The sequence below is a fragment of the Oscillospiraceae bacterium genome, from assembly GCA_015068525.1.
In the GTDB taxonomy this organism is placed as follows: Bacteria; Bacillota; Clostridia; order UMGS1840; family HGM11507; genus SIG450.
The window spans coordinates 24,973-41,137 of record SVKJ01000005.1 but is presented as its reverse complement, the minus strand read 5'-3'; the positions used below and the strand labels follow the sequence as shown (position 1 = coordinate 41,137).

Genomic DNA, 16,165 nt, shown 5'->3' with positions numbered 1-16,165 from the left:
TAGATAAAAGGAGAACAAAATGAAAATTAAAGATTCATTTATTTTAAGTGAAATAGGCGGAAGTTATATTGTCATCCCTACAGGAACCGAAACTGTTGATTTAAACGGTATGATAACACTTAATGAAACAGGAAATTTCATGTGGAATAAACTTCAAAATGATATTACAAAAGATGAATTAATAGAAGATTTCTTAAAAGAATATGACGTTGAAAGAGAAGTTGTCAGCGCTGATATTGATGAGTTTGTTGAAAAATTAAAAACAATAGGAGCAATCTGTGAATAATAGAATTTTTAAAACAACAAAAGAATTAACTCCGTTTATTCAAGAAATGATAAATAAAGATAAACAGGTTAATCTTACAGTAACAGGGAACAGTATGTTCCCTTTGTTTTCTCATTTAAGAGATTCTGTTACTGTAAAAAAATTTAATGAATATAAAAAATATGATATTATACTGTATGTAAGAAACAACGGAGATCTTGTTTTACATAGAATTGTGAAAGTAAAAAATAATGAATTTTATTTATGTGGAGATAACCAGACTCTGATTGAATATCCTATATATCCGAATCAGGTAATTGGAAAGGTAGTTTCATTTACGCGAAAAGGGAAGGTTTATGATTTTAATTCTTTTTTAAGTATGTTTTATGCAAGATTTTGGGTTTTAAGTCTTAAAATCAGAAAACCATTACTTATATTTGCACTAAAAATTTGGAGGATAATTAAAAAGTGAAAAGTTTATCTTCTTTAAAATGGATATATTCTAATTCCAAAAAAACACTACCATATTTAATTTTGCTTACTGTTATAAGCGCATTTATGTCATTGTGTCTTGTTGCTTTGACATATTTGGGAAAGCAAATAGTTGATATAGCAACCGGAGCATATCATGGAGCGTTTTGGGACAAAATAATACTTCTTGCATTTTTTATTATACTTGAATTAATTTTGCAAGTTGTGTATAGCCGTTTAAATATAAAGTTAAGCGGTAAAATGGAAATGTCTATTAAAACAAGTGTTTTTAACAGACTTTTAAAAAAAGATATTTCGGATATATATAAATATCATACGGGAGAACTTTTAAACAGATTAACCGGTGATGTTGTTGTTGTTACCACTGCTTTTACATCTATTGTGCCTGTTGTGGTTTCACTTATCACAAAACTTATCGGTGCTTTTTCAATGTTATTCTGGTTAGATCCTTCATTTGCTTTAATATATTTAATTTTTGGGCCTGTATTTATTTTAGTTACTCAGATATACAGCAGGAAAATGAAATCACTTCACAAAAAATGCCAGGAATCTGACGGCAAAGTTAAATCGTACATACAGGAAGCACTTTCGAATATTCTTGTTATAAAAGCATTTAAAAACGAAGAGGCAATTGCAAACGAAACTTATAACTTACAAAAGATAAACTTTAATTTCAAAATAAAGAGAAATACTATAAGTATAATTGCAAATATTTTAGTGTATATTGCATTTACTTTCGGATATTATCTTGCACTGGGATGGGGTGCATACAAATTATCTTTCGGTTATATAACAGTTGGTACTTTAACTGCGATGCTTCAACTTGTGTCGCAAGTTCAAACACCATTTAGAGGAATTTCATCAATTATTCCTCAGTTCTATCATGCTATAGCATCAACTGAAAGAATAATTGAAATTGAAAATTTAAAGGAAGATATGGAAGGGTATGACGACCAATACTTATCTGATATTTATTCAGATATGAAAAGCATTGTATTTTCAGATGTTTCCTTTAAATATGACGACAGGAATGTTGTTGTGAACAATTTCTCGTATACAATATTAAAAGGAGATTTTATCGCTATAAGAGGTATTTCAGGAATAGGTAAAAGCACCTTATTAAAATTACTTTTAGGTGTAATTAAACCTGATAGCGGTGAAATTTACATTGAATTAAATAACAACAAAAAAATAAAAATTGATGAAAAAACCAGAGGGTTATTTTCTTATGTACCGCAAGGGAATATGATTTTATCAGGGTCTATAAGAGATAATATTAAATTTTTCAAAAAAGATGTATCGGATGATTTAATATTTGAAGCATGTAAAATTGCACGTATTTATGATTTTATCAAAGAACTTCCTGATGGTCTTTCAACTATTATAGGTGAAAAAGGTGTAGGACTTTCCGAAGGACAAATTCAAAGAGTTGCAATTGCACGTGCGCTTATTTGTGATTCTCCGTTATTACTTTTAGACGAATCTACGTCTGCACTTGATGAACAAACTGAAAAAGAATTTTTGGAAAGTATTAAAAATATTAAAACAAGAACTTGTTTAATTGTTTCGCATAAACAGGCTGCATTTGATATTTGCGATAAAACAATTGAATTTTAACAGGTGATATTTTGAATGACAGAAAATTAGAAGAATTTGAAGGTATTGTTGATGAAATCATATATACCAATGAAGAAAACGGATATACAGTTGCATCTTTTTTAACCATAGATGAAACTGTTACAATAGTTGGTATAATGCCGTATATTTACGAAGGCGAAAGTCTTAAAATATACGGTTATTTTACTAACCATACTGATTATGGCGAACAACTAAAAGTTGAATATTATGAAAGAAGTATTCCTAAAACAAAAAGTTCTATTTATGCTTTCTTATCTTCAGGAATAATAAGAGGTATAAGAACTGCTACTGCCAAAAAAATTGTTGATAAATTTGAGGAAAACACACTTGATATTATAGAATCAAATCCTGCACTTCTTTCTGAAATAAAAGGCATCTCTTACGAAAAAGCATTGCAAATCGGAGAGTCTTATAAAGAAAAGAAAAATGTTACAGATATTGTAATGTTTCTACAAAAATATAATATTTCTATAAATCTTGCTATGAAAATAAGCAAAGCGCTTGGAAATGGTTCAGTTAACAGAATAGAAGAAAATCCATATATTCTTTGTGAAAAAATTGATGGGATTTCTTTTGTCACAGCTGACAGTATTGCTAAGAATATGGGATTTAGCAATAATAACATAAAAAGAATAAAAGCAGGAATAAAGTATATTTTCCATAAGGGTGCGTTAAATGGGCATACATATTTAAATGAAGAGTTAATTCTTTCTTACGGAACAAATCAGTTAAATGTATCAGAAACGGAAATTCAGAACGCTCTTATAACACTTGTTGATGAAAACGAGATTATAAAAGAGATTAAAGACGAAGAAATATATTTTTTACCTTTATATTACAGTGCAGAAAATGAAATCGCAACTAAACTGCTGTTTATGAATGTAAATAGTGGAAAAAATCTATTTTACAACAATGTGTATAACGATATTTTTTCACTAAACAATATTATTCTAAATGACAAACAAAAAGAAGCGATTAAAGAAGTTCTTACTAATAAAATTACTGTTATAACAGGAGGACCTGGAACAGGAAAAACAACTGTTATAAATTCTATAATCTCAGTTATGGAGAAAATGGGGAAAAAAGTAATATTAACTGCTCCTACCGGAAGAGCAGCAAAAAGAATGGCAGAAGTTTGCAAAAAAGAAGCAAAAACTATTCATAGGCTTTTAGAAGTTAATTTTGGCGGTGGCTTATCCCATGACAATTTTTCAAAAAATGACAAAAATCCTATTTTTTGCGATATGATTATTGTTGATGAAATGAGTATGGTTGATGTGCTATTATTCAACTCACTTTTAAAAGCAGTAAAAACAGGCACGAAATTAGTTCTTGTCGGAGATGTTAACCAATTACCTTCGGTTGGCGCAGGAAACGTTTTAAAAGATATAATAAATTCCGAAAAGTTTTCTTGTATATATCTTGATGAGATATACAGGCAGGAAAAAGAAAGTATGATTGTAAATAATGCACATGGAATTTTAAAAGGTGAATATCCGAAAAGTTCGGGCGTACATTCTGATTATTTTATGATAAAAAAACTTGGAACTGAAGAAATTCTTAATGAAATAATCTCTCTTTATAAAGAAAGATTACCTGCTTTTTTCGAAAACAAATCTGACCTTTCAATTCAGATTTTATCTCCTATGAAAAAAACAGGCTTAGGAACCATTTCTTTAAATAATATTATACAAAACGAAGTTAATCCTCCAAGTAGATATAAAAAAGAAAAGCATTGGGGTTTATATACTTTTCGTGAAGGTGATAAAGTTATTCAGACAAGAAATAATTATGATATAGACTGGGAAACTTCAAATGGTGAAAAGGGAATTGGCGTTTTTAATGGCGATACAGGTGTAATAAAAAGTATAGACAATAAAGAAAAATATATTACCATAGAGTTTTATGACGGAAAAATTGCAGAATATGAATTTTCCCGTCTTGAAGATTTGGACCTTGCATATGCTATAACTGTACATAAAAGTCAAGGATGTGAATTTGATGCAGTTATAATTCCTTCATATTACGGACCTAAAACTTTGATGTACAGAAATCTTCTTTACACTGCTATAACAAGGGCAAAAAGTCTTGTGGTTATTGTTGGGAGCAATGATGTTGTTAAAAATATGGTTGATAATGAAACTGAAACCAAAAGATTTACATCCCTTAAAGATAAATTGATAAATAACAAAATATTTTAAAAATGAGTGATATAATTTGCTGAATTTTATTTTAAATATTTTTTATCCAAAAAAATGTATGTTTTGCAATGAACCTTTAGATAATAACAATAAATACTATTGTAAAAAATGTTACTACAAGCTTCCGTTTACAGAAGATAAAGTTTGTCTTATTTGCGGAAGAGAAATTTATGGCGAACATAAAATATGTTTATCATGCAGAACACATAAAACATATATTGATGTAAATTATCCCGCTTTTACTTATTCCGGAAACATTGAAGAAGCACTAAAAAAGTTTAAGTTTGCCGGGAAAATGTGGTACTATAAACCATTTGCCAAACTGATGTATGAAAATATTAAAGATAAAATTTCTGACATTGATTACATAGTATACCCTCCGGTAAATAAGAAGACTTTTTATAAAAGAGGATATAATCAAATGGAACTTATATCCAAAGATATGTCTAAACTTTTAAATATTAAAATGCTTAAAAACTGCATTTATAAAACCAGAGAAAATGATAAACAAAGTCTGACATCAGGAAAATTAAGATATAAAAATGTAAGAGGAGTTTTTGGAATTAACAATAGTTATAAACAAACTATAAGTGGAAAGAAAATTCTTCTTTTAGATGATGTTATGACAACAGGAGCAACAGTTAATGAGTGTGCAAAAATGTTAAAATTAAGTGGTGCAAAATCTGTTATTTCATCTACACTATGTATAGTTAAATGAGGTTTTTATAAATTTTTAAAAAATTACTTGTAATTTTAAAAAATATGTGGTAAAATGATCTAAGTTGAAAAAAATTATGGAGGGAATATAATGGAAACATTAAAAACTGTTTTATATGTAGTTCAAATATTAGTTTGTTTAGTACTTATAGTAACTGTATTATTGCAGGAAGGCAATTCTTATGGTTTATCCGGCAGTATTGCAGGAGGTGCTGAAACATTTTTCGGCAAAGGTAAAGGCAGAACTTTAAATGGCATACTTAGAACAATTACTAAGATTTCAGCAGTATTATTTGTTGTTTTATCTTTAGTGCTTACTTTTGTATCTAAATATTAATTTATATGTCATAATATTAAGTCTCGTCCTGCTGGGCGAGATTTTTAATTTATAAGGAGAAAAAATGACACGTAAGGAAAAATTATATAATTTTATAAAAGAAAATAAAATTACACCCTTTTCATTTAATGAACTTGTTATAATGCTTGATGTAAAAGATGAAGATATAACTGAACTAGAAACATTACTTGGTATTTTGCTTTCTGAAAAGAAAATAATTTTAACCAAGAAGAAAAGATATAAATATAATACCAATGCCGACTTATATGAGGGAGAATTTATAGGTCATGATAAAGGGTTTGGTTTTATATCATCAAGCGATTTTGAGTATGATTTTTTTGTTGCAAAAGAGTCAAAGAAAAATGCATTAAACGGCGATAAAGTAAAATTTAAGATTGTAAAAGAAAAAACTGCCGATAAACGTGCCGAAGCAGTTATAACAGATGTTCTTGAAAGAAAAAATATATCCGTCGTAGGAACTTTTAAGAAAAATAAAAATTTTGGTTTTGTAATTGCTGATGATAAAAAATTTGATAAAGATATTTTTATTTCAAAGAAAAATTGGCTGACTGCTAAAGATGGCGATAAAGTTGTATGTTCAATATTAAGTTACGGTAATTATGACAAAAAACCTGAAGGTAAAATTACTGAGGTTTTAGGAAATTTTTTTGAAGATGGAAATGATGTTTTGTCTGTAATAAAAAAATATGATTTACCTTATATTTTTCCTAAAAAAGTTTTAAATGAATTAAATTCTTTTAGTGAAACTATTTCCGAAAAGGATTTAACGGGCAGACTCGATTTAAGAGATAAACTTGTTATAACTATTGACGGTGAAGATGCAAAAGATTTAGATGATGCCATTTCACTTTTTAAAATAGAAGATAAATATATTTTAGGTGTTCACATCGCTGATGTAAGCCATTATGTTCATAAAGGCACAAATATTGATAAAGAAGCATATTTAAGGGGAACGAGTGTATATCTTGCAGACAGGGTGGTCCCGATGCTTCCTAAAGAGTTGTCAAACGGAATATGCAGTCTTCATCCAGGAGTTGACAGACTTACTATGTCTGTTTTTATAACCGTAAATAAAAAAGGAGAAATTCTTGATTATGACTTTAAAGAGTCTGTTATAAATTCTAAATACCGATTAACATATAATGAAGTAACAGAAATTCTTACAAAAAATAAAAAGTGTGACAAAAAATTAAATTCACTTCTTTTAAACATGGAATCTCTTGCTATGATTTTAAGGAAGAAGAGGCAAAAACGAGGAAGTCTGGACTTCGATTTTCCCGAATGTAAAATAATTTATGATAAAAACAACAATCCTGTTGAAATAACGAAATATACTTTATCTGTATCAAATTATATTATTGAAGAATTTATGCTCCTTGCTAATGAAACCGTTGCAGAATACGTATATTGGCAGAATAAACCTTTAATATATCGTATTCACGAAGAACCGGATCCTGAAAAAATGGATAAGTTTAAAATTTTTATAAAAAATATGGGATATACTCTTAAAGGAGGAAATGACGGTATTCATCCTAAAACATTACTTGAACTGCTGGATAAAATAAAAGGGGATAAGAACGAAAAAATTATTCAGACAATTATGCTCCGTTCTTTAATGAAAGCAAAATATTCAATTGAAAACAAAGGTCACTTTGGGTTAGCAAGTAAGTTTTATTGTCATTTTACGTCACCCATAAGAAGATATCCTGATTTAATAGTTCACAGAATTCTTAAAATGATATTAAATAATGAGTTTGACGAGGATATAACCGAAGAATACATCTCGTATATTGATAAAGCATCTTATCACACATCAGAAAGAGAAAGAATTGCAGAAAATGCTGAAAGGGAAACCGAAGATATTAAGAAGGCAATTTATATGATGAGTAAAATAGGTGAAGAATTTATCGGTGTTATATCATCGGTTACTAACTTCGGTATATTTGTTGAACTTGAAAATACTGTCGAAGGACTTATAAGATACGAAGATTTAAGAGATGACTATTATATTTTTGATGAAAAAAATTATGTTGCTTCAGGAGAAAAATTCAGAAGAAAATATACAATCGGAGATAATGTTTTAGTAAAAGTAAAAGATGCTAATCCTCAACTTATGGAAGTAAATTTTGAACTTGTAAAAAAAGTATAATATTTTTTAAAAAAAGCCTTTTAATTAAGGCTTTTTTATGTTATAATATTTTGAAGATATATTATAAAGTATTTGTATTTTTTATGAGGTTATAAATATGTGGTTAGCAAATAATTGGGAAGATTATAAAATACTTGATACATGTGACGGTGAAAAACTTGAAAAATGGGGAGATTATATATTTGTGCGCCCCGACCCTCAGGTTATATGGAAAATTAAACACAATGAAAAAGAATGGAAAAATGCAAACGGAAGGTATATAAGAAGTAATAAAGGCGGGGGCAATTGGGATATGAAGAATAAGAAATTGCCTGATAACTGGACAATTTCTTATAAAGATCTTAAGTTTATTGTTAAACCTACCGGATTTAAGCATACAGGTTTATTTCCTGAACAAGCGGCAAATTGGGATTTTATAATGGATAAAATATCAGATGCCAATAGAGAAATTAAAGTATTAAATCTTTTTGGATATACAGGCGGAGCTACTATTGCTGCTTTATCAAAAGGTGCATCAGTGTGTCATGTTGATGCATCAAAAGGAATAATGAACTGGTGTAAAGATAATGTTTATGCCAATAATTTTCAAGATAAAAAAATCAGATACATAGTTGATGATGCTGTTAAATTTGTTGAAAGAGAAATAAGACGGAATAATAAATATGATGCTATAATAATGGATCCTCCGTCATATGGCAGAGGTCCTAACGGTGAAATATGGAAACTTGAAGATAAAATATACGACCTTGTTAATTTACTTACAGATGTATTGTCCGATACTCCTTTGTTCTTTATTGTAAATTCTTATACTACAGGATTTGCCCCCACCGTTTTATATAATATTTTATCTATGACGGTTAATAAAAAATTTAAAGGCAAAGTTACTGCAGAAGAGTTAGGAATACCTGTTGAAAACAGTCCATATATACTTCCTTGTGGCTCTACAGGAAGATGGGAAGCTGTGAATTAATAATCTATATATAGTTTTTGTAATAATTTTGGAGGACTTTAGTTGAGCAATTTAATTAAAACCAATGATTTATCTTATATTTATGATAAAGAAGAAAAACAACTTGTTTTAGACAACGTTAATCTTAGTGTGAAAAAAGGCGAATTTTTGTGTATTTTAGGGCATAATGGTTCCGGTAAATCTACTTTGGCTAAACATTTTAACGGAATATTATTACCTACAGGCGGAACTTGCTATGTTAATGGAATAGATACCAAAGATGAATCAAAAATTTTTGATATCAGAAAAAATGTTGGTATGGTATTTCAAAATCCCGATAATCAGCTTGTTGCTACTATTGTAGAAGATGATGTTGCTTTTGCACTTGAAAATTTAGGAGTTGAACCTGAAACAATAAGAGAAAGAGTTGATTATGCTCTTAAATCTGTTGGTCTTTTTGATTATAGAAAAGATGCCCCTCACAAATTATCGGGTGGGCAAAAACAAAGAGTTGCTATTGCCGGAGTAATCGCATTAAGACCCGAGTGTATTGTTTTAGACGAACCAACAGCAATGTTGGATCCTTTGGGAAGAAAAGAAGTTATTGATACTTTGATTAAATTAAATAAAGAATATGGGCTTACCATTGTTCTTATTACACATTATATGGAAGAAGCAATTTTAGCGGATAGAGTTGTTGTTTTAGATAACGGTCAGATTTTACTTGATGATATTCCAAAAAAAATTTTTGAAAATGTTACGCTGATTAAATCTATTGGTTTAGATGTTCCTCAAACAACAGAGTTATTATATGAACTGTATAAAGATGGTATCAGAGTATCGTTTGAAAATTTAACTGTTAAAGAATGTGTTTTAGAACTTAAGAAATTACTGGAGGAATAGAAGTGGTTTTAGATATCAAAAATCTATCCCATACATATATGCCGGATACTGCTTTTTCTAAACAAGCAATATCTGATATAAATATAAAAATTTCACAAGGAGAATTTATAGGCTTAATTGGTCATAGCGGTTCAGGAAAATCAACTTTAATTCAGCATCTTAACGGCCTTTTAAAAGGCACTCAGGGTGAAATTTTAGTTGATGGTAAAAATATTTTTGACAAGAAAAATGATTTGAAAGATTTAAGGTTTAAAGTTGGTCTTGTTTTTCAGTATCCCGAATCACAACTCTTTGAAGAAACTGTTTTTGATGATATTGCTTTTGGCCCTAAGAATATGGGACTCAATGAAGAGGAGATAAACTCAAGAGTTTATGAGGCCATTGAACTTTCAGGCGTTAAAGAAGAACTTTTAAAAAAATCTCCTTTTGATCTTTCAGGAGGGCAAAAAAGAAGAGTTGCTATCGCAGGAGTTCTTGCTATGAAGCCTGAAATATTAATTCTAGATGAACCAACAGCAGGTTTGGATCCTAGAGGAAGAAGAAATATACTAAGGAGTATTAAAGAACTTCATAAAAAAACTAATATGACAGTTATATTAGTATCTCACAGTATGGAAGATATTGCAAATAATGTTGAAAGAATTATTGTTATGAATAAAGGTAAAGTAGTAATGGATGGCCCTCGCAACTATATTTTTTCAAAAGCTTATGATTTAAATAAAATAGGATTAGGTATCCCGACTGTTACAAAAGTTTTTTTAGAACTTAAAAAACAAGGATACGATATTCCCGATGATGTTTATACTGTAGAAAGAGCCAAAGAAGTTATAAAAGACCTTCTTAAAAAAGGAGGTAAATCAAATGATTTCTGATATTACACTAGGGCAATTTTATCCTGTGTCATCTATTGTTCATAAATTAGATGCCCAAATTAAAATTATTTTAACTTTGCTTTTTATGATTTCAGTTTTCTTTATTAAAGGTTTTGTTGGATTTTTAATTATTTTAATATTTCTGATATTAACAGTAAAATGTTCTAACATTCCTTTTAAATTTTTAATAAAAGGTATAAAACCGATTTTATTCTTTGTAATATTCACGGTTATTTTAAATTTATTTATGACCGGAGGAGAAAAAGCATTCACTTTTATTATATGGGATGTAACTTATGAAGGTATTTTTACATCGCTTTTTATGGCACTGAGAATTATCTTTCTTGTAATCGGAAGTTCTCTTTTAACATATACCACATCACCCATTATGCTTACTGACGGTATAGAAAAACTTTTAAAACCGTTTGTTAAAATAGGTGTACCTGCTTATGAACTTGCAATGATGATGAGCATTGCTTTAAGATTTATTCCTACTTTAATTGAAGAAACTGATAAAATTATAAAAGCCCAGAAGGCAAGAGGCTCTGATTTTGAATCAGGAGGACTTATTAAAAGGGGAAAGGCAGTTATCCCTGTTCTTGTTCCGCTTTTTATCAGCGCATTTCGCAGAGCAGACGAACTTGCTGTGGCTATGGAGTCAAGATGTTATAACGGCGGAGTAAACCGAACAAGACTTCGTACTTCTAAACCTGGAATAAGAGATTTATATGCATCGCTTATATTTATTTTATTTATGGGTGTTGCTATCTATATAGGATATACTCCATTTGAATTCAAAGGATTTTAAAGAAAGGGTAATATTATGAGAAATTTGAAATTTACCATGTCTTATGACGGTACAAATTATCATGGTTTTCAAATTCAAAAAGAGGATATTACAATTGAAAAAGCACTAAAAGACGGAGTTTTTAAACTTACCAAAGAAGATGTTGATATAATTGGTTGCGGAAGAACCGACGCGGGTGTTCACGCTATATGTTATACATTTAACTTTAAAACAAACTCAAGTATTCCATGCGATAAATTTCCTGTTGCGCTAAATACTGTTACACCTCCTGATATATCAATTCTGACTTGTACTGAGGCTGATGAAAATTTTCATTCAAGATTTTCTGCAAAAAATAAAACATATAAATATATAATAAGCACTGCTAAAATCAAAAATCCTTTTTACAATAGATTTACTTATCATTATAAAATTCCATTAGATGTTGAAAAAATGATTCTTGCAAAAAAATTCATTGAAGGCACACACGATTTTAAATGTTTTATGGCACAGGGAAGTCCTATTATTGATACAGTCCGGACTATATATAATATAGACATTATAGTAAAAGATGAATTTATTGAAATAGAGGTCTGCGGAAACGGATTTTTATATAATATGGTAAGAATAATAGTAGGTACTCTTGTAAATGTCGGAAACGGCAAACTTAATCCTGATGACATAAAAAAAATTATACTAAATAAAAACAGAGAACTTGCCGGTATGACAGTTCCGGCTCATGGTTTGTTTTTAAAAGAGGTTGTTTATGATTAGTGAAAGAAGAGCAAAAAGACTGAAAAAAAGGAAAAAGAGAATAATCAGTATTATTTTAATTATATTTATTGTTCTAATAGGATATTTTCTCGTTAATAATCAATTTATTAAAGGTTTATATTATAAAGCAGGCAATCCAATATCTGATAATAATCCTATAATTACTTTAAATGAAAGTATTTCTCCAAAATTTATAAGGTTTAAAAATGTACTCATAACCACTTCAGGAAATAATATTACAGCTTACAATATAAAGGGCGAACAGGTAGAATTTAATAAATTTTCTACTATTTCCGCTTCAGTTTCCCATTATAATAATCTTAATTTAAAAGCATGTGACGATTATGTTATTGCATATGATAAAGGTGGCGTGGGAGCAATTGTATTTAATAACAATAAAATAACTGCAACAATAAATATAAATTCCAAAATCATTTTTGCCAAACCTTTTAATAATGGAGAGTTTTTGGTTATTGCTGAAGATTCAAATGCAAAAAACCAGGTAATTTTATATTCTTATGACGGTAAAGAAAAATTCAAATGGCATTCGGGCGTTAATAACATTTTAGATGCAACATATTCTGCTGCAACGAATAAACTTGTCATAGTTACCTCTGAATTATCAACCGGTATTTTTAACTCAAAAATTATTTTCTTTGATATTTCAAATGCTGATCCTTATAGTGAAATGACTTTTGAAAATACTTTTTTCACTAATATAAATTTTTATAACAAAAATAATATTATAGTTCTTAGTGATGTAGGAACATACTATTTTAATGTAAACGGAGAACTTATTAATTCATATAATTTTAACAATAAAATGCTTACTTGTTATAAACAATTAAGTAATGGTTCCATAGCACTTTCTTTTGGAAGTAAAAGTGGTAACGGTACCGTTGTTGAGGTCGTTAACAACAAAGGAAATTTAGTTGGTTCCTATGAATCGGAATATGATATATTAAATATTGATTCTGACAACGGAAATATTTTAATATGTAGCTTAAGAGAAGTTATTTTGCTATCAAAAAACGGAATGTTACTTCGAAAAATCGACTATAATAAAGATTTGCAAAAAGCATTCTTTTTAAAAAATAAATTTGTTTTGATAGGAAACTCAGAAATAAGAATTGTTAATTAGGTGATAGTATGAATGTATCTTTTATTGGTATAATAATTATACTTATTATAGCATTTTTTGTAATAAGAGGTCTGAGAATAGGTCTTGTAAAAGCAATATTTGATTTGCTTTCGTTTTTTATTGTTGGAATTCTGACCTGGTTTTTGTATCCAACTGTATCGAAATTTTTAATTTCTACTTCTTTATATGATATAATACATAACTGGCTTAGTTCTACTTTGCAAAACAACAATCTTCTTTTTACATCAATACCCGAATTTCTTTCTGAACTTCCGTCATTTTTAAAAGAGTCAATTGTTGTATCTTCAAAAAATGCTATAGATAATCTTCTATCAACGGCAACAGACGCACTTGCTGTCTTGACAGTAAATGTTATAAGTATAATTATTCTATTTATTGGTCTGTCGATACTTGCTTTCTTTGTTCGGAAATTAGGGACTTTTATAAATAAAATAATTATTATAGGCCCAATAAATATGATTTTAGGTGCTTTTTTCGGTTTTGTACAAGGTATATTTATTTGTTATCTTATAATTATGGTTATTTCGTATTTTCCGACAACAAAAATATACGATTTTGTGGGAAAAGATATGGAAAAATCATATATTTGTAAAATAATGTATAATGAAAATGTTGATATATTAGGTTTTAAACCAACATATCCGATTATAAGAGGTGATTTTAAGTGATTAAGTATTACAAAACAATAGATTTAAAAATTGAAGAAATTAATGACTTTGAAAATGGATGTTGGATAAACGTGGTTGAACCCACTAAAGAAGAACTTCTTTTTTTAAATGACAGTTATAATCTCGATATGGGATTTTTAAGTGCTCCATTGGATATTGAAGAAACTTCCCGTGTTGAGTCAGAAGATGATCAAACTCTTATTCTTATTGACGTTCCAACTTTGGAAAATGAAGACAATAAAGTTATTTTCGGAACAATTCCTCTGGCAATAATAACTGCTCCTCAGTGTATTGTTACTGTTTGCATTAAAGATACATCTTCCATAAACAGTTTTATCTCAGGAACTGTAAGAAATGTTTATACAAATTTAAAAACACGCTTTATTATGCAAATTCTTTATAAAGTGTCAACAAGATTTCTTTTTTATCTTAAACAAATAGACAGAAGATCATCAAATATTGAAAAAGAACTTCATAAATCATTAAAAAATAAAGAATTAATTCAACTGCTTGATTTAGAAAAGAGCCTTGTGTTCTTTTCAACATCATTAAAAGCAAATGAATCAACCATTAAACGACTTCAAAGAGGTTCATATATCAAAATGTATGAAGACGATCAGGAATTTATTGAAGACGTTTTAATTGAAACAAAGCAGGCTATCGAAATGTCGAACATTTACAGCAGTATTCTTAGCGGAACTATGGATGCTTTTGCTTCGGTAATATCAAACAATTTAAATATTGTAATGAAAGTTTTAACATCAATTACAATTTTAATGGCTGTTCCAACTATGATTGCATCTTTTTACGGAATGAATGTTGTTAATTTACCTTTAGCAAATTTTTGGTTTCCATTTGGACTATCGCTTGCAACAACAGTTATAGTTGCACTTTTCTTAAATAAACGAGGTATGTTATAATAAAGAAAGGAATAATAAATGAAAACAAAAAGTGAATTACTTAACGGAAAACTTAGTGATTTAAAAGAATATGCGAAAGAATTGTCTATTGAAAATATTTCAAAATATAAGAAAGCAGAACTTATAGAAGAAATATTAAAAGCACAGGAATTAAAAACACCACAACAAAATAACGAAAATGATTTTTCTTCTCATGTTGAAGGAATTTTAGAAGTTTTAGAGGATGGTTATGGGTTTGTAAGAAGTGATAACTATTTATCAGGACCAAATGATGTTTTTGTTTCTCCTACCTTTATAAGAAAATTCAACCTAAAAACAGGGGATTGGATTTTAGGAAAATCAAGAATGCAAAGAGAAGGAGAAAAATTTGCTGCTCTTATATATATAGATAAAATAAACAACGACTCTCCTGTTGCAGCTATAAAAAGACAGGATTTTCATTCTCTGACACCAATTTTTCCTGATGAAAAAATAAAATTAGAGGTATCTAAGAATGGATATCCAATGCGTCTTATTGACCTTATTGCACCAATTGGCAAAGGACAAAGGGGAATGATTGTTGCACCTCCTAAAGTAGGTAAAACAACGCTTTTAAAAGATATTGCCAACAGTATAACAAAAAATAATCCTGAAATAACTTTGATTGTTCTTTTAATTGACGAACGACCTGAAGAAGTTACAGATATAAAAAGAAGTATTGATGCAGAGGTAATTTATTCAACTTTTGATGAACTTCCTCAAAATCATACCGTGGTTTCCGAAATGGTTTTGGAAAGAGCAATGCGTCTTGTAGAACATAAAAAAGATGTCGTTATACTTCTTGACAGTCTGACAAGACTTGCACGTGCTTATAATTTAACCATAACACCTTCTGCAAGAACATTATCGGGAGGTCTTGATCCTGCTGCTTTATATAAACCTAAAAAGTTTTTTGGTGCAGCACGTAACATAGAAAACGGAGGTTCTTTAACAATTCTTGCTACTGCTTTAATAGAAACAGGAAGCAGAATGGATGATGTTATATTTGAAGAATTTAAAGGAACAGGAAATATGGAAGTTCATCTTGACAGAAAACTTTCCGAAAAAAGAATTTTCCCTGCAATAGATATAACTAAATCAGGCACAAGAAGAGAAGATTTGTTGCTTGATAAAGATGAAATGCAGGCTATGTGGAATTTAAGAAAAGCTATGAGTGATAAAAATTCTTTTGATGTAACTGAAAATTTAATCAATAGAATTATCAATTCAAAAGACAATAAGGAAATGGTTTTAGAAATTAACAAAAATTTTAATTTATAAGGAGAAACAAA

The 16,165-nt window shown here is 29.0% G+C and carries 16 protein-coding genes; all 16 read left to right on the top strand.

What is annotated here, in order from left to right:
• Nucleotides 1-19: 19 nt before the first annotated feature.
• The 16 genes from E7419_02730 (at nt 20) to E7419_02655 (ending at nt 16,154) form a co-directional block, all read left to right on the top strand.
• Nucleotides 20-286 carry a PqqD family protein gene (locus E7419_02730; GenBank protein MBE7014106.1) on the top strand — a complete coding sequence of 89 codons (267 nt, stop codon included), beginning with the start codon at nt 20-22 and terminating at the stop codon, nt 284-286.
• Nucleotides 279-737 carry a hypothetical protein gene (locus tag E7419_02725; protein MBE7014105.1) on the top strand — a complete coding sequence of 153 codons (459 nt, stop codon included), beginning with the start codon at nt 279-281 and terminating at the stop codon, nt 735-737. The genes E7419_02730 and E7419_02725 overlap by 8 nt, the downstream gene beginning before the upstream one ends.
• On the top strand, nt 734-2,374 hold the full coding sequence (locus E7419_02720; protein MBE7014104.1) for an ABC transporter ATP-binding protein: 1,641 nt from the start codon (nt 734-736) through the stop codon (nt 2,372-2,374). Before E7419_02725 ends, E7419_02720 begins: the two co-directional genes overlap by 4 nt.
• Nucleotides 2,368-4,596, top strand: a complete 2,229-nt coding sequence (locus E7419_02715) for an ATP-dependent RecD-like DNA helicase (protein ID MBE7014103.1) — start codon at nt 2,368-2,370, stop codon at nt 4,594-4,596. The genes E7419_02720 and E7419_02715 overlap by 7 nt, the downstream gene beginning before the upstream one ends.
• Before the next feature lie 58 nt (nt 4,597-4,654).
• The gene (locus E7419_02710) at nt 4,655-5,314 is read left to right on the top strand and encodes a ComF family protein (protein ID MBE7014102.1); all 660 of its coding nucleotides are present in this window, start codon (nt 4,655-4,657) and stop codon (nt 5,312-5,314) included.
• Nucleotides 5,315-5,404: 90 nt separating this feature from the next.
• Entirely contained in the window at nt 5,405-5,650 is a 246-nt protein-coding gene (secG, locus tag E7419_02705; protein ID MBE7014101.1) for a preprotein translocase subunit SecG, read from the top strand.
• A 64-nt stretch (nt 5,651-5,714) separates the two neighbouring features.
• Complete coding sequence (rnr, locus tag E7419_02700; GenBank protein MBE7014100.1) at nt 5,715-7,820, top strand: ribonuclease R; 2,106 nt, start codon at nt 5,715-5,717, stop codon at nt 7,818-7,820.
• Nucleotides 7,821-7,917: 97 nt separating this feature from the next.
• Nucleotides 7,918-8,790: an SAM-dependent methyltransferase gene (locus E7419_02695; protein ID MBE7014099.1), complete on the top strand. Its 873-nt coding sequence runs from the start codon at nt 7,918-7,920 to the stop codon at nt 8,788-8,790.
• Nucleotides 8,791-8,832: 42 nt separating this feature from the next.
• Nucleotides 8,833-9,672 (top strand): energy-coupling factor transporter ATPase, encoded by an 840-nt coding sequence (locus E7419_02690; protein ID MBE7014098.1) that lies wholly within the window; start codon nt 8,833-8,835, stop codon nt 9,670-9,672.
• A 2-nt stretch (nt 9,673-9,674) separates the two neighbouring features.
• Nucleotides 9,675-10,544: an energy-coupling factor transporter ATPase gene (locus E7419_02685; GenBank protein ID MBE7014097.1), complete on the top strand. Its 870-nt coding sequence runs from the start codon at nt 9,675-9,677 to the stop codon at nt 10,542-10,544.
• Nucleotides 10,534-11,352, top strand: a complete 819-nt coding sequence (locus tag E7419_02680; protein ID MBE7014096.1) for an energy-coupling factor transporter transmembrane protein EcfT — start codon at nt 10,534-10,536, stop codon at nt 11,350-11,352. The genes E7419_02685 and E7419_02680 overlap by 11 nt, the downstream gene beginning before the upstream one ends.
• 15 nt (nt 11,353-11,367) lie before the next feature.
• On the top strand, nt 11,368-12,105 hold the full coding sequence (truA, locus tag E7419_02675) for a tRNA pseudouridine(38-40) synthase TruA (GenBank protein ID MBE7014095.1): 738 nt from the start codon (nt 11,368-11,370) through the stop codon (nt 12,103-12,105).
• The gene (locus E7419_02670; protein ID MBE7014094.1) at nt 12,098-13,246 is read left to right on the top strand and encodes a hypothetical protein; all 1,149 of its coding nucleotides are present in this window, start codon (nt 12,098-12,100) and stop codon (nt 13,244-13,246) included. Before truA ends, E7419_02670 begins: the two co-directional genes overlap by 8 nt.
• Nucleotides 13,247-13,254: 8 nt before the next feature.
• Entirely contained in the window at nt 13,255-13,935 is a 681-nt protein-coding gene (locus E7419_02665) for a hypothetical protein (GenBank protein ID MBE7014093.1), read from the top strand.
• Nucleotides 13,932-14,855, top strand: a complete 924-nt coding sequence (locus tag E7419_02660) for a magnesium transporter CorA family protein (protein ID MBE7014092.1) — start codon at nt 13,932-13,934, stop codon at nt 14,853-14,855. The genes E7419_02665 and E7419_02660 overlap by 4 nt, the downstream gene beginning before the upstream one ends.
• An 18-nt stretch (nt 14,856-14,873) precedes the next feature.
• Entirely contained in the window at nt 14,874-16,154 is a 1,281-nt protein-coding gene (locus E7419_02655) for a transcription termination factor Rho (GenBank protein ID MBE7014091.1), read from the top strand.
• The last annotated feature ends 11 nt before the right edge of the window (nt 16,155-16,165 follow it).